The organism is Dyella sp. EPa41, assembly GCF_016586165.1.
Classification (GTDB): domain Bacteria; phylum Pseudomonadota; class Gammaproteobacteria; order Xanthomonadales; family Rhodanobacteraceae; genus Dyella.
On sequence record NZ_BCPR01000014.1, the window covers coordinates 61,523 to 79,807 of the forward strand.

14 protein-coding genes are annotated in these 18,285 nt (G+C 67.6%); 10 read left to right on the top strand and 4 right to left on the bottom strand.

Annotation, left to right across the window (positions count from 1 at the left end):
• The first annotated feature begins 58 nt into the window (after window positions 1-58).
• From bioF to bioC, 4 genes are read left to right on the top strand one after another with little or no spacing between them, the layout of a single operon-like run.
• The gene (gene bioF, locus JMF82_RS06930) at window positions 59-1,243 is read left to right on the top strand and encodes an 8-amino-7-oxononanoate synthase (protein ID WP_201313796.1); all 1,185 of its coding nucleotides are present in this window, start codon (window positions 59-61) and stop codon (window positions 1,241-1,243) included.
• Between the two features lie 29 nt (window positions 1,244-1,272).
• Window positions 1,273-2,148, top strand: a complete 876-nt coding sequence (locus JMF82_RS06935) for a sulfurtransferase (RefSeq protein WP_201313797.1) — start codon at window positions 1,273-1,275, stop codon at window positions 2,146-2,148.
• Window positions 2,145-2,915, top strand: coding sequence for a pimeloyl-ACP methyl ester esterase BioH (gene bioH, locus JMF82_RS06940; protein ID WP_201313798.1), 771 nt, complete (start codon window positions 2,145-2,147; stop codon window positions 2,913-2,915). The genes JMF82_RS06935 and bioH overlap by 4 nt, the downstream gene beginning before the upstream one ends.
• Window positions 2,912-3,793, top strand: a complete 882-nt coding sequence (gene bioC, locus JMF82_RS06945) for a malonyl-ACP O-methyltransferase BioC (protein ID WP_201313799.1) — start codon at window positions 2,912-2,914, stop codon at window positions 3,791-3,793. The genes bioH and bioC overlap by 4 nt, the downstream gene beginning before the upstream one ends.
• 119 nt (window positions 3,794-3,912) lie before the next feature.
• On the opposite strand, the gene JMF82_RS06950 is transcribed toward bioC, so the two are convergent.
• Window positions 3,913-4,491, bottom strand: coding sequence for a DNA-3-methyladenine glycosylase I (locus JMF82_RS06950; protein WP_201313800.1), 579 nt, complete (start codon window positions 4,489-4,491; stop codon window positions 3,913-3,915).
• Window positions 4,492-4,733: 242 nt separating this feature from the next.
• Here JMF82_RS06950 and JMF82_RS06955 point away from each other — a divergent pair, with 242 nt between their 5' ends.
• The gene (locus tag JMF82_RS06955; RefSeq protein WP_201313801.1) at window positions 4,734-5,615 is read left to right on the top strand and encodes a DMT family transporter; all 882 of its coding nucleotides are present in this window, start codon (window positions 4,734-4,736) and stop codon (window positions 5,613-5,615) included.
• Between the two features lie 822 nt (window positions 5,616-6,437).
• On the opposite strand, the gene JMF82_RS06960 is transcribed toward JMF82_RS06955, so the two are convergent.
• Window positions 6,438-7,403 (bottom strand): pyridoxal-phosphate dependent enzyme, encoded by a 966-nt coding sequence (locus JMF82_RS06960; protein WP_236585340.1) that lies wholly within the window; start codon window positions 7,401-7,403, stop codon window positions 6,438-6,440.
• Window positions 7,400-8,404, bottom strand: a complete 1,005-nt coding sequence (locus tag JMF82_RS06965) for an aldose epimerase (protein WP_201313802.1) — start codon at window positions 8,402-8,404, stop codon at window positions 7,400-7,402. The genes JMF82_RS06960 and JMF82_RS06965 overlap by 4 nt, the downstream gene beginning before the upstream one ends.
• A 66-nt stretch (window positions 8,405-8,470) precedes the next feature.
• Between JMF82_RS06965 and pepN the strand changes: the two genes are divergently transcribed.
• Window positions 8,471-11,128 carry an aminopeptidase N gene (pepN, locus tag JMF82_RS06970; RefSeq protein WP_201313803.1) on the top strand — a complete coding sequence of 886 codons (2,658 nt, stop codon included), beginning with the start codon at window positions 8,471-8,473 and terminating at the stop codon, window positions 11,126-11,128.
• Window positions 11,129-11,355: 227 nt separating this feature from the next.
• Here the strand turns inward: pepN and JMF82_RS06975 are convergent, their stop codons facing one another.
• Window positions 11,356-11,541, bottom strand: coding sequence for a hypothetical protein (locus JMF82_RS06975; RefSeq protein ID WP_201313804.1), 186 nt, complete (start codon window positions 11,539-11,541; stop codon window positions 11,356-11,358).
• Window positions 11,542-12,127: 586 nt separating this feature from the next.
• Here JMF82_RS06975 and mnmG point away from each other — a divergent pair.
• The 4 genes from mnmG to JMF82_RS06995 form a co-directional block, all read left to right on the top strand.
• Complete coding sequence (gene mnmG, locus JMF82_RS06980; protein ID WP_201313805.1) at window positions 12,128-14,002, top strand: tRNA uridine-5-carboxymethylaminomethyl(34) synthesis enzyme MnmG; 1,875 nt, start codon at window positions 12,128-12,130, stop codon at window positions 14,000-14,002.
• Between the two features lie 137 nt (window positions 14,003-14,139).
• Entirely contained in the window at window positions 14,140-14,916 is a 777-nt protein-coding gene (locus JMF82_RS06985) for an RDD family protein (protein WP_201313806.1), read from the top strand.
• A gap of 318 nt (window positions 14,917-15,234) precedes the next feature.
• Window positions 15,235-15,993, top strand: a complete 759-nt coding sequence (locus tag JMF82_RS06990) for a winged helix-turn-helix domain-containing protein (protein ID WP_201313807.1) — start codon at window positions 15,235-15,237, stop codon at window positions 15,991-15,993.
• Window positions 15,994-16,085: 92 nt separating this feature from the next.
• On the top strand, window positions 16,086-18,285 hold a 2,200-nt coding region (locus tag JMF82_RS06995), incomplete at its 3' end, for a Tex family protein (RefSeq protein ID WP_201313808.1).

Here is an 18,285-nt window from a genome sequence, read left to right on the forward strand (position 1 = left end):
GTCCCGCTCCGTACGCCGTCGCGCACAGGGTGCGCTCCCACAGACAAGCCGTCGCTGTATGACTCCCCGCCCCGACCTGCTCGCCCGCCTCGCCCTGCACGCGCAACAGCGCGAGCAGGCCGGGCTGCGCCGGCGGTTGCGCGTGATCGAGCGCGTCGATGGCCCCTGGGTGGAGCGTGACGGCCGTCGCCTGCTGTCCTTCTGCAGCAACGACTACCTTGGCCTGGCGCAGCATCCCGCGCTGGTCGCCGCACTGAAGCGCGCGGCGGATGACGACGGTGTCGGCAGCGGTTCCGCCCACCTCATCGGTGGCCACCGCAGCGCTCACGCCGCGCTGGAGGAAGCGCTCGCCGAATGGACCGGCCGCGAACGCGCGTTGCTGTTTTCCACCGGCTACATGGCCAACCTCGGCACGATGCAGGCTCTGCTGGAACGCGGCGACGTGTGCGTGCAGGACAAACTCAATCACGCCTGCCTGCTCGACGGCGCGCAACTCGCGGGCGCGGAGTTGAAACGCTATCGGCACGGCGATGTGGATGCGGCGGCCCGCCAGTTGGCCAACCGCGGCGACGCCCCCGCGCTGCTCGCCACCGACGGCGTCTTCAGCATGGATGGCGATATCGCCCCACTGGCCGAGCTCGCCGCCCTGTGCCGGCGCGAAGGCGCCACGCTGATGGTCGATGATGCGCATGGCCTGGGCGTGCTCGGCGAACGCGGCGAAGGCAGCGTGACCGATGCCGGACTGGGTCAGAACGATGTCCCGGTGTTGATGGCCACCCTTGGCAAGGCGCTGGGCTGCAGTGGCGCGTTCGTCGCGGGACCGGCGACGCTCACCGATGGCCTGCTGCAGTTCGCCCGCACCTACATCTACACGACGGCGATGCCACCCGCGCTCGCCGCCGCCACGCTGGCCGCGGTGCGGTTGGCGCAGGCGGAAGGCTGGCGCCGCGAAAAGCTCCATGGTTTGATCGCCCGCTTTCGCCAGGGAGCACGGGAGCTGGGATTGCCGCTGATGCCCTCCCCCACCGCCATCCAGCCGCTGTTGCTGGGCGATGCGCGGTCGGCGATGGAGGCTGCCCAGGCCCTGGAGCAGCGGGGTTTCCTGGTCACCGCGATCCGCCCACCCACCGTGCCGCAGGGCCAGGCGCGCCTGCGCATCACCCTGTCGGCCGCCCACGAGGAAGGCGACGTGGACCGGCTGCTGGAGGCGCTGTCCCGGGCGCCTCGGGCCCAGCCCGTATAATGGCGGTCTTGCCGTACCCGCTCCCCTCCATGTCCATCGTCAATCTCTCCGCCTATCGCTTCGTCAGCCTGGACGACCTGCCCGCGCTGCGCGAACGCGTGCTCGAGCGCTGTCTGGCGCTGGAACTCAAGGGCACCATCCTGCTCGCGCCCGAAGGCATCAACCTGTTCCTGGCCGGCCCGCGCGAACCCATCGACGCCTTCATGCACTGGCTGCGCGAAGACCCGCGCTTCGCAGGATTGGAGCCCAAGGAGTCGATATCCGACGGCGTGCCCTTCGGGCGCATGCGCGTACGCCTGAAGAAGGAGATCATCACCATGCGCATGCCGGCGATCCGTCCGGAAGGCGCGCGTGCGCCATCGGTGGCGCCGGCGACGCTGCAGCGCTGGCTGACGCAGGGCCATGATGACGACGGTCGCGAGATCGTGCTGCTCGATACGCGCAACGACTACGAGACCGACGTCGGCCTGTTCGACCACGCGGTGGACTATCGCATCGCCAGCTTCACCGAGTTCCCCGGCGCCATTGCCGCCGATCGCGCGCGCTACGACGGCAAGACCGTCGTGTCGTACTGCACCGGCGGCATCCGCTGCGAGAAGGCCGTGTTGCACATGCAGGACATCGGCATGCAGCACGTGTACCAGCTCGAAGGCGGCATCCTGAAGTACTTCGAGGAAACCGACGGCTCGCACTGGCGCGGCGACTGCTTCGTGTTCGATGAGCGTGGCGCGGTGGACAAGAGCCTCGCTCCATCACTCCCGCTCCCTTCTGGGCAAGCCGAAGGTAGTTCCGTGCGAGAGAGGCCTGGAGCGAGGGCCCAATCCTTCGACGAGCCCGCATCAGGCCAAGCCTTCGCGAGCACCCAAACCCCGCCCCAGTGGGGAGTGGGAGTCGACGCCGCATGACGCTCCACATCGAAACGCACGGGCGCGGCGACATCCCCGTGGTGATCCTGCACGGCTGGGCCATGCACGGCGGCATGATGGAACCGCTGTGCGAAGTGCTCGCGGACCGCTGCACGCTGCACGTCGTCGATCTGCCGGGTCACGGTTATTCGCGCGACAGCAAGCTTCCGCTGGAGCCTTCCGCCTGCGTGCAGGCCATCGCCGAACGCACGCCGCCGGCGATCTGGATCGGCTGGTCACTGGGTGGCCTGATCGCCATGACGGCCGCGTTGGAACGCCCCGCGAATGCCCGGGCCCTCGGCGTCATCTGCGGCACGCCGAAATTCTCGCGTGACGAAAGCTGGCCATACGGCAGTGATCCCAGGCTGGTGCGCCAGCTCGCCGAGGACCTGGAAACCGACTACCACGCCACGCTCGAGCGCTTCATCGCGCTGGAGGCGATGGGCAGCCCCGATCCTCGCGCCGAGCTTCGCCACCTGCGCGGCCTGATGTTCACGCGTGGCGAACCGGATCTTCGCGTGCTGCAGGATGGCATCCGCATTCTGGAAACGACCGACCGTCGCGCCGACCTGCCGTCGGTGTCGGTGCCCAACGTGTGGATCGCCGGACACCGTGACCGGCTTGTACCGCCGCCGGCCATGGCATGGTCCGCCGAACAGGCGCGCGGCAACTACGTCGAGGTCGCGCACGCCGGCCACGCGCCCTTCTTCGGTTATGCCGACGCCGTAAGCGCGGCGTTGAAGCCTCTGCTGGATACGTTTCGATGAGTTCTTCGCATGTCGACCAGCGCCAGGTGCGCCGCAACTTCAGCCGCGCGGCCGCGACCTACGAACAGCACGACGCCCTGCAGCAGGAGGTGCAATCGCTGCTGATCGATCGACTGGGCTTCTATCTGGAAACACCCGAGCGGGTGGTCGACGTGGGTGCCGGCACCGGCCGCGGCACCGCACTGCTGCGCAAGCGCTACCCGAAAGCGCAGGTGGTGGCGATGGATCTCGCGCTGCCCATGCTGCGCGCATCGAAGAAGCACATGAGCTGGCTGAAGCCGTTCCAGCGCGTGTGTGCCGAGGCCACGGCGCTGCCGCTGCCCGACCACAGCGTCGACGTGCTGCACTCGAACCTCTGTTTCCAGTGGATCGACAACCTGCCCGCGCTGTTCGGCGAATGCGTGCGCGTGCTCAAGCCCGGCGGCCTGCTGGTGTATTCCACTTTCGGCCCCGACACGCTGAAGGAACTCCGCGCCGCCTGGGCACAGGCCGACGAACAGCCGCACGTGAGCCGCTTCCTGGACATGCACGACCTGGGCGATGCGATGATCAATGCCGGCCTGCGCGACCCGGTGCTCGACGTCGATCGCTACACGCTCACCTACAGCGAACCCCGCATGTTGCTCAAGGAGCTGCAGGGCCTGGGCGCCACCAATGCCGATCGCGAACGCGAACGCCACCTGCTCGGCAAGCGCCACTACCAGCGCATGCTCGCGGCGTACGAAACCATGCGCGTCGACGGGCGCATTCCCGCGACATGGGAGGTGGTGACCGCGCACGCCTGGGGTCCGCCGCCGGGCCAGTCGCGTCGCCTGGCCGGCGGCGGCGAGATCGCCAGCTTCTCGATCGACAGCCTGCGTGGATCGCGGCGCCGCTGACACCGTCGCCTATCCTGCAGGAGCGCACCCAGTGCGCGACCGCAGGGCATCGGCATTGCTTCTCCGTAGGCTTTTCGCGCACTGGGTGCGCTCCTGCAAAGGCGCTGTCGAACCGCTCGTCACACCTGCTTGTACCGAAAACAACTCACCACGTGGTCGTTGACCATGCCGGTCGCCTGCATGAAGGCATAGCAGATGGTGGTGCCGACAAAGCGGAATCCCCGCTTCTTCAACTCCTTGCTCATGCGATCGGACAGCGGCGTGCTCGCCGGCACGTCGCCCTGGCCGGTCCAGCGGTTGCGGATCGGCTTGCCATCCACGAACGACCACAGGTAGCGATCCAGGCTGCCATGCTCGTCGATCGCCTTGAGCGAGGCGACGGCATTGTCGCGCGCGGCGTAGACCTTGAGGCGATTGCGCACGATGCCAGGATCGAGCAAAGCCTTTTCCAGCTCGCGATCCTTCATCGCGGCCACGCGCTCGATGTCGAACCGGTGGAACACGCGGCGATAGTGATCGCGCTTGAGCAGGATGGTGCGCCACGAGAGCCCGGCCTGCGCGCCTTCCAGGCACAGGAATTCGAACAACAACCGGTCGTCATGCAGCGGCGTGCCCCACTCGCTGTCGTGATAGTCGTGCATGTCGGGGCTGTCGCCCCAGGCACAGCGCTTCCTGGGTTTTGCCGGGTTCGATGCCATGTCTCGATTCCTGTTCACGCCGCGGGCGTGCCGCGCTTTCCGTGCAAGCCGATGCGGGTGCCGGCCAGGAGGGCAGCGAGCCTCGCCACGGCAGCGACATCGGCACGGGTACCTCGCCAACGCCGCGTTTCGATCCGGCGGCGCGCGCCCCTTGTAACTTGGCGGGCGAGCGACGACGCTATCCCACCCATGCGTACGGAACAAGGGCACGCCCCGCCGCACGCGCCTTCACGCGGACTTCCATGACTGCCACCTCGCACTCGCGCGGCGCCGTGCTGGCGCTACTCGCCACCATCGTCATCTGGGCCTACAGCTGGGTGGTGATGAAGCAGGTGCTGCAGCACGCCGGCCCGTTCGACTTCGCCGCGATCCGCTACGTATGGGGTGCACTCGTGCTGTTCGGCGCGCTGGTGGTGATGCGCCAGCCGCTGCGTCCGCCGCCGCTGCTGCCGACGATGTTGATCGGCCTGTGCCAGACCACCGCCTTCCAAGGACTGGGGCAATGGGCGCTGGTGAGTGGCGGCGCGGGCCGCGTCGCATTGCTGGCCTATACCATGCCGTTCTGGGCGGTGCTGCTGGCGTGGCTGATCCTCCACGAGCGCCTCACGCCACGACGTTGGCTCGGCCTCGGTCTCGCCGCCATCGGCCTCGTATGCATCATCGAGCCCTGGCACGGCCTGGGCAATCCGACCAGCACCTGGCTCGCCATCGGCGCAGGCGCGGCGTGGGCGATGGGCACGGTGCTCAGCAAGCGCGTGTTCCTGCGGCATGGGCCCACGCCGCTCAATCTCACCGCGTGGCAGATGCTGTTTGGCGCGCTGATGCTGGTGGTGGTCGCGCTCTGCGTGCCGCAGCGATCCATCGAGTGGAACTGGCAGTTCATCGGCGGCCTGGCCTACAGCGTGGTGATGGCCTCCAGCATTGCCTGGGGGCTGTGGCTCGTCGTACTGCAGCGCCTGCCCACCGCCGTGGCGAGCCTCGCCAGCCTGGGCGTGCCGATCATGAGCGTGCTGCTGGCGTGGATGATCCTGCACGAGCGGCCCAGCACGATGGAATGGCTGGGCATCGGCTTCGTGCTGCTCGGCCTGGTGGCCGTCAGCGGCCTGCGCCTGCGCAAGGCCTGACCGTTTTCGTGGGAGCGCACCCAGTGCGCGACCGCAGAGGGCATCGATGTGTTGCGGTCGCGCACTGGGTGCGCTCCTACAGGGAGAGAGAGGTTGTCGCTCGCGATGTGCCGCTCCACGGCACGAGCCTTCACCAAACCCCTGTGTGGCGGTGAGGGGTGGACGAGCAGGCCCCGCAGGGGTGCCCGACACGGATGTCGGGCACTTTTCGTCCGGGCAGGAGCCCGGTCGAAAAGCCCGGCCGCCCCTCACGCACTGGCTGGGCCGCAGGCCCGGCCAGCGCCACGCGGGGTGCCGTTCTCTTTGGTTACTTTTCTTTACTCCGGGCATCCTGCCCTCCGCCCTTCGGGCCGGCTTCGCCGTTCGCACGCGCTCCTGCGCGTGCGTGAGCAAGCAAAGAAAAGTGACCCGGCCTTCCCACGGGGACTAGCTTCGCGTCGCCGGCAGGAGGGCGGAAGCCCGCGGCAGGCGAGCCCAATCGCAGAAACCCGGCAACGACAGCATCAGAAATCTTCATGTACCGACACGATGAACATGCAGACCGGCGCGAAAGGCGGTCGCGCACAGGGTGCGCTCCTACAAGGGAACGAACGCCACGCAGAGAAAGTGACCCGGGCCGCGGCAGCGGCTCGGAAGCCCGCGGCAGGCGAGCACGCTGGCGATAACGCGACAACATAACGCGACAACCAGGAACCGAGGTCCTGGATGATCAGCCGTCGGCCGTTGAAAAGCGTCTCCGGCCTGCGCCGGGACGACGAATCATGCAGGCCCGCGCGAAAGGCCATCGCGCACTGTGTGCGCTCCTGCAACGGCAGGGGTCGCCTACCAGGGCAGGTCGTCGAGATCGACGTTGCCACCCGTGAGGATCAGGCCCACGCGCCTGCCCTTGAAGCGCTCCGGCCGCTTCAGCACGGCCGCCAGCACCGTCGCGCTGGAAGGCTCGACCACGATCTTCAGCTCGTTCCACAGCAACCGCATCGCGGCGACGACCTCGTCGTCAGACACCGTGGTCACGTCGACGCGATGCATGCGCAGCGCCTCGAAATTGGTTTCGCCGATCAGCGTACGCAAGCCATCGCAGAGGGTGTGCGGCGTGAACGGGCCCACGCGCTGGCCCTGGGCGAGCGAGCGCGCCGCGTCATCCGCGCCAGACGGCTCCGCACCATGCACTTCGATCTGCGGCGCCACGCCGTGCGCCGCAATGGCCGTGCCGGCGATCAGGCCGCCGCCGCCGATGGGCGTGATCACGGCATCGAGATCCCCCGCCTGTGCCAGCAGTTCGAGCACGGCCGTGCCCTGTCCCGCCATCACGCGCGTGTCCGAGAACGGATGCACCAGTTCGGCGCCGGTGGCGCGCTGCACTTCGTCCGCCTTCGCTTCGCGCGCGGCCTGCGTGGCCTCGCAGCGATGCAGGATGGCGCCCGCGCGCTCGATTGCTTCCACCTTGGTGCGCACCGCGCCGTCGGGCACGATCACATGCGCGGGAATGCCTCGCGTCGCCGCCGCCAGCGCGAGCGCGTTGCCATGGTTGCCGGAGGAGTGCGTGACCACGCCGCTCGCGGCCATGGCGTCGTCCATCGACCACACGGCATTGCATGCGCCACGGAACTTGAAGGCGCCGCCGCGTTGCAGGTTCTCGCACTTGAAGTACAGGTCGACGCCGGCCAGCTCGTTCACCGTCGCATTGCGCAGCACGGGCGTCTTCACCGCATGAGGCGCTATGCGCGCGGCCGCTTCCTGCACCTGTGCGAAGGTGGGCAAGGCGGCGCGATTCATCGTGGCATTCATGGACTTTCGATCTCCACACCGCAAAGGAAGCGCCGCTCGGCGCCTGGCTCGAGCCGGATGACCTCGGCGCAATCGGGCCGGTTGAAGGCATCGGCCCAGCTTTCCATCGGCTCCAGCGCGACCGATCGCCGGATGTCGCGCGTCACCGTGTCCGCGGTGAAGGCAAGCATGACGCCAGAGGTCTGCCAGACCGCGATGGTCAATCCGCCGTCCGGTTCGCGCAGCCGCGTGCGCGTGCGGCCATCCGTGTCGAAACGCAGGTCGGCGAAGGCATGGTTGAGTTCACGCGGGCCGATCGCCCGCATCTGGCGGAAGTCGAGATCCGGCGCGTGATCGATGGCCATGCGGCCGCTTTCGGCCGGCAGCGGGATGAAATCGCTGCCGGTGCGCACCACGCTGTCGGCAGGAACCTGCAGCTCCCAGCTGTCGATGGGCAAGTCGCTCAGCCGGAAATACGGATGCCAACCGAAAAAGCACGGCGCCGCCTGATCGCCCACGTTGCGCATGACGGCTTCCAGCGCGAGGCCGGCGGCATCGAGCGTATAGGTCACCGTGAGGTCGATCGCGAAAGGGTACCCGGGATGCACACCGGGCCGGATCGCCTGCGTGCTGAAGGTCGCGCGCGCCGACCCGGCATCGGCGGAAAGACCGGCCAGTTCGAAATCCACGCCTCGCACGAAGCCGTGGCGCGCGGCACGCGCCTCGCCTTCCACGCCCGGCTGCAGATCGTAGGACTTGCCGTCGAATGCATAGCGCGCGTCGGCGATCCGGTTGGCAAACGGAACCATGATCGCGAAGCGGGAGCTGGGGCGCGTGTCCAGTTCATCCGCATCGCGATAGCCATCGGCGATATCCCGGGTGCCGTCCGGCGAAGGCACCTCGAAGCTCAGCAACGTGGCGCCACGCCGGGCGATGCGCACGCGGCGGCCATGGGCCGCATCGGTCAGCACCGCCAGTTCATGGCCCCCCAGCTGGGTACGTTCCGCCTGATACACGGCCATCGCCTTGTCCTGCCTGGAAAGGCCCGCATGTTAGCCTGACTGGTCCCTTGCACCCCAGCTGTCCCGATGAACAACCGAAGCGACAACCCTCCTGCCCTGGTTCGACTCAGCGAATACCGCGCCCCTGCCTGGCGCGTATCGCAGGTGGAACTGACCTTCGACCTGGGCATCGACGCCACCGAAGTCACCTCGCGCCTTCACCTCCAGCGTGATCCTGCGCAGGACGCGCCGCTGCGGCTGGATGGCGAAGGCCTGGAGCTGCTGTCGATCGCCCTGGACGGCCAGCCGCTCGACGGACGCGCCTGGCGCTACGTGGGCAACGTGCTCGAAGTGGATGGCGCGCGCGATGGAAGCGTGCTCGAGACGCGCGTCTGCCTGCGCCCGGCGGCCAATACGGCGCTGGAAGGCTTGTACCTGTCCGGTCCGCGCGAGCGCGGCTTCCTGCTCACCCAGTGCGAGGCGGAAGGCTTTCGCCACATCACGTTCTTCCCGGATCGCCCCGACGTGCTGGCGAGCTACACCGTCACGCTGTGCGCCGACCGCGATCGTTTCCCGGTGCTGCTGGCCGGCGGCAATCCGGACGGCGAGGGCGAGTTGGAAGGCGGCCGGCACTGGGCGCGTTTCGTGGATCCGCACCCCAAGCCCAGCTACCTGTTCGCCCTGGTGGCCGGCCGGCTGCAGAAGATCGAGCGCGATTACGTCACCGGCAGCGGCCGCGCCTTGAAGCTGGTGATCTGGGCCGAGCCGGACGCGATCGGCCAGTGCGGCTACGCGATGGATGCGCTGGAACGGTCCATGCGCTGGGACGAGCAAGCCTACGGCCGCGAATACGATCTCGATGTGTTCCATGTCGTCGCCACGCACGACTTCAACATGGGCGCGATGGAGAACAAGGGCCTCAACATCTTCAACGCGAAGTACCTGCTGGCCGATCCCGACTCCAGTACCGACGACGAATATCGCGCGGTGGAAGCGGTGGTGGCGCACGAGTATTTCCACAACTGGAGCGGCAATCGCGTTACCTGCCGCGACTGGTTCCAGCTGTCGCTGAAGGAAGGCCTCACGGTGTTCCGCGAGCAGCAATTCTCGGCGGACATGAATTCGGCGGCGCTCAAGCGCATCGAAGACGTGTCCCTGCTGCGTCGCGCGCAGTTTCCCGAGGACGCGGGCCCGCTCGCGCATCCGGTGCGGCCGGCGCAGTACAGCGAGATCAACAACTTCTACACCGCCACCGTCTACGAGAAGGGTTCGGAACTGGTGCGCATGGTCGCCGGCCGCCTGGGGCGCGACGGCTTCCGCCGCGGCATGGACCTGTATTTCTCGCGCAACGACGGTCGGGCGGCGACGCTGGAGGACTTCCTCGGCGCCCTGGGCGAGGCCAATGGCGTCGACCTCACGCCCTACCTCGCCTGGTACTCGCAAGCCGGCACGCCGCGCCTCTCCGCGCGCGGCCACTACGATGCCGCGCATCGCACCTATACGCTGACCCTGTCGCAGCACACGCCAGCCACGCCGCACCAGCCGCACAAGCAACCGCTGCCGACTCCCGTGAAGCTGGCGCTGTTCGATCGTGCGGGGCAGATGCTTCCCCTGCACCTGACCGACGACCATGCAGAAACCTCGGGCGCCACCGAGCGCGTCGTCGTGCTCGATCGCGCCGAGCAGGCATTCGTGTTCCAGCAAGTCAACGAAGCGCCGGTGCCGTCGCTGTTGCGTGGCTTCTCCGCCCCGGTGATCCTCGAATGTTCCTACGAGCCGGCCGATCTCGCCCTGCTGCTGCGCCATGATCCGGACGGCTTCAATCGCTGGGAGGCCGGCCAGCAGCTGGCTGCGCGTGCCTATGACAACCTGCGCGAGGGCAACGAGACCAGCGCGCTGGACGCATGGTGCGAAGCGCTTGGGGCGCTCTTCAACGACAGCGCCATGGACGCGGCCCTGCTGGCCGACCTGCTCACGCCGCCCGGCGAGATCGAACTGTCCGAACGCGAGCGCCAGGTCGATCCTTCGCACGTGCACGCGCTGCGCCAGCAGCTGCAGGAGCACCTCGCATTGCGCATCGGCCAGCAGGCATTGCAGCGCCGCTACGAGGTGCTGGCCGCGCATACGGGGCTCCAGCTCGACGCCAACAGCCAGGCACGCCGCCGGCTCAAGCGGCGCGTGCTGGAGTTGCTCGCGCGCATCGATCCATGGACCGCGCATGCGCAAGCCACCTTGCAATACGACAACGCGCCCAGCATGACCGACCGCCTCGCGGCACTGAGCGTGCTCGTGCGTGGCAACGCCTCGCAGGCGCACGCGGCGCTGGCGCATTTCCGCGAACGCTACGCCGACAATCCGCTCGCGATGGACAAGTGGTTCTCGGTGCAGACGCAACTGCCCGGCGAGCTCGTGATCGATCGCGTGCGCGTGCTGGAAGACGATGCCGCCTTCACGCTGAAGAATCCGAATCGCGTCAATTCGCTGTATGGCGCGTGGGCGCGCAGCAACCCCGATGGCTTCCATCGACCGGACGGCAGCGGTTACCGCTTGCTGGCCGAACGGCTGAAGCAACTCGATGCGCTCAATCCACAGATCGCGGCACGCATGGCGACAGCATTCAACGGCTGGCAGCGACTGGAGCCCGGCCGGCGGGCACTGGCACGCGCGGCGATCGAGTCCGTGGCCGCGCATGCGGGCCTCTCGCGCAACCTCGACGAAATCGTGCAGAGCATGCTGCGCGGTTGAGTGCATGGGCGTCCGTGGCATACGCCCTGGATGCCCTGCAAAGAACAACGCCCGAGTGCTACCCGTCCATGACGGGGCACCCGGGCGTAATCTCAGGCGTGGAAGGAAAGTTCAGTCCGGCGGATGCGTCACGCCGATGCGCGAAAACGTCCCGGCACTTTCCTTCCAAGGGCCAACGGACACCCGACGTCCATCAGCGACGAAACAGTTGCGGCTCGCTCGTACGATCAGACTTCCAGGCTCTGCAATTCGTCACGCAGGCGGCTGATGCGCGACTGCAGGCGCGGGCGCAGAACCTGGCGCTCGTCTTCGCTGCGGGCATCCAGGTGTTCCATCGCCATCTCGACGCGACCCAGTTCGATCAGCAGGTCGTGATGCGGATAGACGGGTTGGAAATCGAAGCTGGAATCCATGGCGGCCTCCTCCAAAAACGACGTGCCTTGTCGGCACTGTTTGGAAATGCAACGGCCATGCCAGCAATGTGATGTAGCTCACGCGCAAAACGGCCTTCGATCACGAAATGACGCTGTACGTCATCTCTTGCCAAGACTCGGCACAAACGGGCGTTTTAGTCACTCCACGTTCACGCACGAGGCCTGAATATCCAATCCACGCACAGCGAGATAAAACCTCGCTGACAGCCACGAAATCTTCGGTTTCTGGCGCCCGGCAACACGGTCATCCTGGATTCCCCCTGTTCCTGAGACCGCCGGGCGCCAGATCTTATCCAGGCCCCCAGAGCTCACGCGTTTTCGAGCCAGGCCGGAAAAAAACGACGGCGCCCCGAGGGGCGCCGTCTTGCTTCCTCTCCCCAGCACGCGATCAAGCCCCTGTCGCTCGATCTCGGCGCGCGTTGTCGCGCAGCTTCTGCCTGTGGAAAGTGCGTGATAGGCGAAGCAGGAAGCGTGCCAGCGGCCAGAAGGCCCGAGTGGCGGTACCATAGCGCCGTATTTGGTCCATTCCTGCGCTTGCAGGGCAGGTTTTGTCAGGGCGACCCCGATGTTCCATCCCACCCACTACGACGTCATCGTGATCGGCGGCGGCCATGCCGGCACCGAGGCCGCGCTCGCCTCGGCGCGGACCGGCGCGCGCACCCTGCTGCTCAGCCATAACATCGAGACAATCGGCCAGATGAGCTGCAACCCGGCCATTGGCGGCATCGGCAAGGGCCACCTGGTGAAGGAGATCGATGCCCTTGGCGGCGCCATGGCGCACGCGGCCGACCTTGCAGGCATCCAGTGGCGCACCCTCAATGCCTCCAAGGGACCCGCCGTGCGGGCCACCCGCTGCCAGGCCGACCGCGCCCTCTACAAGGCGGCCATCCGCCGGATCGTCGAGACCCAGCCCAACCTGGAACTGTTCCAACAGGCGGTGGACGACCTGGTCCTGGAAGGCGACCGCGTCACCGGCGTGGTCACCCAGATGGGCCTCAAGTTTCGGGCGCGTGCCGTCGTGCTTACCGCCGGCACCTTCCTGGCGGGCAAGATCCACATCGGCCCGGCGCAATACGCCGGCGGCCGGGCCGGTGATCCGCCGGCCAGCACGCTCGCCCAGCGCCTGCGCGAGCTGCCGGTGGCGGCCGAGCGCCTGAAGACCGGCACGCCGCCCCGCATCGACCTGCGCAGCATCGATTTCACCGGACTGGAGGAACAGCCCGGCGATGACCCGGCCCCGGTGTTCTCCTATCTGGGCTCGCGGGCCGAGCATCCGCGCCAGGTGAGCTGCTGGATCACGCACACCAGCGAGCACACGCACGAACTCATCCGCGGTTCGCTCGATCGCTCGCCGCTCTACAGCGGCCAGATCGAAGGCGTGGGCCCGCGCTACTGCCCCTCGATCGAAGACAAGGTGGTGCGCTTCGCGGAGAAGAGCTCGCACCAGATCTTCATCGAGCCGGAAGGCCTGGATACGTTCGAGGTCTACCCGAACGGCATCTCCACCTCGCTGCCCTATGACGTGCAGCTGGCGCTCGTGCGCTCGATCAAGGGCTTCGAGAACGCGCACATCACGCGGCCGGGCTACGCGATCGAGTACGACTACTTCGATCCGCGCGGCCTGCATCCCTGGCTGGAAACCAAGGCGGTCCCCGGCCTGTATTTCGCCGGCCAGATCAACGGCACCACCGGTTACGAGGAAGCCGCCGCGCAAGGGTTGATCGCGGGGCTCAACGCCGCGCTCGCGGTAAAGGGCGAGTCGCCGTGGCATCCGCGGCGCGATGAGGCCTACATCGGCGTGTTGATCGACGATCTCACCAGCAACGGTACGATCGAGCCGTATCGCATGTTCACCTCGCGCGCCGAGTATCGCCTGTATCTGCGCGAGGACAATGCCGATCTTCGCCTCACCGAATCCGGCCACCGGCTCGGCGTGGTGCCGCAAGCGCGCCATGACGCGCTGCGTGCGAAACGCGACGCCGTGGAGCGTGAAACGCAGCGCCTGGGTGCGATCTGGGGGGCACCGGCCAATGCGTTGGGCGTGACGATCCAGGAGCAGCTCGGCATCACGCTCAGTCGCGAGACGAACGCGCTCGACCTGCTGCGCCGCCCCGAGCTGGACTACGCAAGGCTGACGTCCGTCAACGGCATCGGCCCGGCGGTGGATGACCATGACGTCGCTGCGCAGGTGGAGGTGCAGACGAAGTACGCCGGCTATCTCGACCGCCAGCGCGAAGAGATCGAACGCCAGCGTCGCCATGAGCAGACGGCGATTCCAGGCAGCTTCGATTACGACAAGGTGCGCGGGCTGTCGGCCGAGGTGTTGCTCAAGCTCAAGCGCGTGCAGCCGGAAACCATCGGCCAGGCGGCACGCATCAGCGGCGTGACGCCTGCCGCCATCTCCCTGCTGTTGGTGCATCTCAAGCGCACGGCGGCCTGACGCGCGCGACGCCCGCATGCAGCGAGCGCGCGCTGAATGACAACGAGGCGGCAGGCATGCCGCCATTCGCGCTCGCGACGCGCGGAAATCGCCATCACGCATGGCATCATGCAGCATTGATCGGTGGAGCGGCGTGTATGGAAGTCTGGATCGGTCGGGATGGCGAGCGACACGGCCCCTATAAGGAAGTGGATGTGCGCCAATGGTTGCGTAGCGGCCAGGTGAGCCCGCAGGACCTGGGCTGGTACGAGGGCCTGGCCGATTGGCAGCCGCTTTCGATCCTGTTTCCCGATGAGGTGCGCGCGGCACCGCCAGCCTTCACGCCACCGCCGGCGCCTCCGTACGAGGCCGGTGCGCGCGCGATGGACGCATCAGCGGCACTGGCCGACTACGCCGGCTTCTGGAAACGCGTGGCGGCTTACATTCTCGACGCGCTGGTGCTGTGGATTCCCAACATGCTGCTGAGCAGCCTGTTCGGCGCGAACGAGGCCGCGGAAACCTATCTGCAGGCAAAGCTCGCCGCGGGTAGCGATCCGCAGCTGGCCTTGCAGGCATTCGATACCTACCTGCATGCACTGGGTCCGGCCTTGATGGCGCAGACCGTGGTGACCTGGCTGTATTTCGCCGCGTGCGAAAGCTCGGCCTGGCAGGGGACGCTGGGTAAGCGTGCGCTCGGCATCCGCGTCACCGACCTCACGGGCGGCCGCATCAGCTTCATGCGCGCCACCGGCCGCTACTTCGGCAAGTTGCTCAGCGCCTTCATCCTGTGCTTCGGCTTTCTCATGGTGGCGTGGACGCAGCGCAAGCAAGGCTTGCACGACATGCTTGCGCAGACGCTGGTGCTCAACGGGCGTCCTGGCGAAGAGCCTTCGTCCCGTTCGCCCTCTCGCGACCAGGGTTCGCTCAGCGCCTGATCCTCACGCTTCACCGCGCGCTCGCAGGAGCGCGCGGTAATCGCCGGGATAGTCGTCGCCAACGGGTTCGCGCGCGATACGCCGCGAAATGACGCTGCCCGCACGCCGTGTTTACGGCGCGCTCCCATTCGCTCTACACCATGCAAACACCACGCGGCCTGGTGTGCGCGTCATGGCGCCCGCTTCACGCATGCGGGCATCGATGGGCGCATGTCGTCGCGCGCGTGGAGCATCGCCACGTTATGACCTATGGCGGATGCGCGGGCACGCGACATGGGCGCATTCTTCACCGTGCAGGGGGCCTCACCTGGCACGGTCATGGCCCATCCCCAACCTGACAGCGGCTGGATCTACCAGTGCGACGACATTGTGGTCGAGCCGCGCGCACATCGCCTCGAACGTGCGGGCGTCGCGCTCTCGGTGGAGCCCAAGGCTTTCGCCGTGCTCGTGGTATTGCTGCAGCAGGCCGGCGAGGTCGTTGGCAAGGATGAGCTGCTCGATGCCGCCTGGGGTCATCGGCATGTCACGCCGGGCGTGCTCACGCGCGTCATCTCGCAACTGCGGCATACACTGGGCGACTGCGCGGGCAGCCCTCGCTACATAGCCACGGTGCACACGCTCGGCTATCGCTTCATCGGCGAGGTGCAGCGAACGGCCGTGCCCGCGGCCGCCCCGGCGGAGGCGCCTGACGTCACGGCTCCTGAGACGCGGCCGGAGGTCATCGCATTGCCCCAGGAAGCCACCCCGAAACGGCCGGAACGTCCCGAGTCCGCGCCCGTGCCGTGGCTGGCGGCGGTGATCATGGTGGCCGCCATCGTGGCGATGCTGGCCGCCGCCAGCGTGTGGCATCCTCCGCACGATCAAGCACGGTCACCGCGCAGCGCGCCCCAGCCTGCACTGGTGGTGCTGCCCTTCATCCATGCCGCCAGCACGCAGCCGCCCCACCCCAGGCGCTGGCCGCGCACCCGGCGGACCGCCACGATGTACCTGGGCGCCCACGGCGACCCCATGCCGAGCGAGGGTGGCAGCGGCTATCTGCACGCGCGCCCTGAACAGGCCCCCGCCGCCCGCAACTGAGCGCGGCGGCCATCTTGCTATCATCGATGGTTCGATGCGTCGCCACGCGGCGGCGCATCCATCGTCGAACGCACAGGAACCGTTTCAGCCTCATGCTCAGCATCGAACAACGTATTGCCCAGGACATCGCCGCCAAGCCGGACCAGGTCCATGCCGCGGTGGCATTGCTCGACGGCGGCGCCACCGTGCCGTTCATCGCGCGCTACCGCAAGGAAGCCACCGGCGGTCTCGACGACACGCAGCTGCGACTGCTGGAAGAGCGCCTGCGCTACCTGCGCGAGCTCGAAGAGCGTCGCGACGCGATCCTCGCCAGCATCGAGGAACAGGGCAAGATGACCGATGCGCTGAAGGGCGACATCCTCAGCGCCGATACCAAGGCACGCCTGGAAGACTTGTACCTGCCCTACAAGCCCAAGCGCCGCACGAAGGCGCAGATCGCGCGCGAAGCGGGGCTCGAGCCGCTCGCCCTGGGCCTGCGCGAGGATCCCACGCAATCGCCCGACGCATTCGCCGCCGCGTTCGTGGATGCCGGGAAGGGCGTCCCCGACGTGCGTGCCGCGCTCGATGGCGCACGCGCCATCCTGATGGAAAGCATCGCCGAAGACGCCACCCTGGTCGGCGAGCTGCGCGACTGGCTGTGGGACAAGGGACAGATCCGCGCCAAGGTGGTAGAAGGCAAGGAGAACGAAGGCGCGAAGTTCCGCGACTACTTCGACCATGTCGAACCGATCGGCAAGATTCCCTCGCACCGCCTGCTCGCGCTGATGCGCGCGCGCAACGAGGGTGTGATCGAACTCGAACTCGCCCCCGCGCTCGACATGGAGCAGGGCCATCTGGAAGGCGAAGGCCGCGTGGCTTCGCGCGCGGGCATCGTCGATCGCGGTCGCGCGGCGGATGCATGGCTGCGCGAAACGGTGCGCCTGACCTGGCGCGTGAAGCTGCACCTGCATCTCACGCTCGACCTGTTCGGTCGCGTGCGCGAAGGCGCGGAAGACGAAGCGATCCGCGTGTTCGGCGACAACCTCAAGGATCTCATGCTTGCCGCGCCGGCCGGCGCCAAGAGCGTGATGGGCCTGGACCCCGGCATCCGCACCGGCGTGAAGGTCGCCGTGGTCGATGCGACGGGCAAGCTGCTGGCCACCGACACCATCTATCCGCACGAGCCGCGCAGGCAGTGGAACGAATCGCTGGCCGCGCTGGCGCGCCTGTGCCAGAAGCACGGCGTGGACCTGATCGCGATCGGCAACGGCACGGCGTCGCGTGAAACCGACAAGCTGGCCGGCGAACTGATCAAGGGCCTGGCCAAGACGCATCCGGAGCACAAGCTGTCCAAGATCGTGGTGAGCGAGGCGGGCGCGTCGGTGTACTCGGCCTCCGAAACCGCCGCCAAGGAATTTCCCGATCTCGACGTGAGCCTGCGCGGCGCCGTGTCCATCGCGCGCCGCCTGCAGGATCCGCTGGCCGAACTGGTGAAGATCGAACCGAAGGCCATCGGCGTGGGCCAGTACCAGCACGACGTGAACCAGGTGAAGCTGGCGCGCGCGCTGGACGCCAGGGTCGAGGACTGCGTGAACGCGGTGGGCGTGGACGTGAACACCGCCTCGGCCGCCCTGCTCGCGCGCGTCGCGGGCCTCTCCGCCAGCGTCGCGGAAAACGTGGTGAAGCATCGCGACGCCAACGGCCCGTTCGCCAACCGCAAGGCGCTGCTCAAGGTGCCACGCCTGGGCGACAAGGCGTTCGAGCAGTGCGCCGGCTTCCTGCGCGTGCCCAGCGGCGACAACCCGCTGGACGCCAGCGCCGTGCATCCGGAAGCCTATCCGGTGGTCGAGCGCATCATCGCGCAGTGCGGCCGCGAAGTACGCTCCATCATCGGCGACACCAGCTTCCTGCGCGGCCTGAAGGCCGAGCAGTTCACCGACGAGACGTTCGGCCTGCCGACCGTGCGCGACATCCTCAAGGAGCTGGAGAAACCCGGCCGCGATCCGCGCCCGGAATTCGTCGCGCCAAGCTTCGCCGAAGGCGTGGAAGACCTGAAGGACCTGCGCCCCGGCATGGTGCTGGAAGGCCGCGTGACCAACGTGGCCGCGTTCGGCGCCTTCGTCGACATCGGCGTGCACCAGGACGGCCTCGTGCACGTCTCGGCGCTCTCGCACACCTTCGTGAAGGACCCCCGCGACGCGGTGAAGGCCGGCGACATCGTCAAGGTGAAGGTGATGGAGGTCGACATCCCGCGCCAGCGCATCGGCCTGTCCATGCGCCTGGACGACGAGCCCGGCCAGCAGGCCCGCGGCG

Bases quoted from the DNA above. Each gene is read 5' to 3' on its own strand.
- JMF82_RS06935 (WP_201313797.1), top strand. From the start codon at position 1,273: ATGTCCATCGTCAATCTCTCCGCCTATCGCTTCGTCAGCCTGGACGAC.
- bioH (WP_201313798.1), top strand. From the start codon at position 2,145: ATGACGCTCCACATCGAAACGCACGGGCGCGGCGACATCCCCGTGGTG.
- pepN (WP_201313803.1), top strand. From the start codon at position 8,471: ATGAACAACCGAAGCGACAACCCTCCTGCCCTGGTTCGACTCAGCGAA.
- JMF82_RS06950 (WP_201313800.1), bottom strand. From the start codon at position 4,491: ATGGCATCGAACCCGGCAAAACCCAGGAAGCGCTGTGCCTGGGGCGAC.
- bioF (WP_201313796.1), top strand. From the start codon at position 59: ATGACTCCCCGCCCCGACCTGCTCGCCCGCCTCGCCCTGCACGCGCAA.
- JMF82_RS06965 (WP_201313802.1), bottom strand. From the start codon at position 8,404: ATGGCCGTGTATCAGGCGGAACGTACCCAGCTGGGGGGCCATGAACTG.
- JMF82_RS06955 (WP_201313801.1), top strand. From the start codon at position 4,734: ATGACTGCCACCTCGCACTCGCGCGGCGCCGTGCTGGCGCTACTCGCC.
- mnmG (WP_201313805.1), top strand. From the start codon at position 12,128: ATGTTCCATCCCACCCACTACGACGTCATCGTGATCGGCGGCGGCCAT.
- bioC (WP_201313799.1), top strand. From the start codon at position 2,912: ATGAGTTCTTCGCATGTCGACCAGCGCCAGGTGCGCCGCAACTTCAGC.
- JMF82_RS06990 (WP_201313807.1), top strand. From the start codon at position 15,235: ATGGCCCATCCCCAACCTGACAGCGGCTGGATCTACCAGTGCGACGAC.
- JMF82_RS06985 (WP_201313806.1), top strand. From the start codon at position 14,140: ATGGAAGTCTGGATCGGTCGGGATGGCGAGCGACACGGCCCCTATAAG.
- JMF82_RS06975 (WP_201313804.1), bottom strand. From the start codon at position 11,541: ATGGATTCCAGCTTCGATTTCCAACCCGTCTATCCGCATCACGACCTG.
- JMF82_RS06960 (WP_236585340.1), bottom strand. From the start codon at position 7,403: ATGAATGCCACGATGAATCGCGCCGCCTTGCCCACCTTCGCACAGGTG.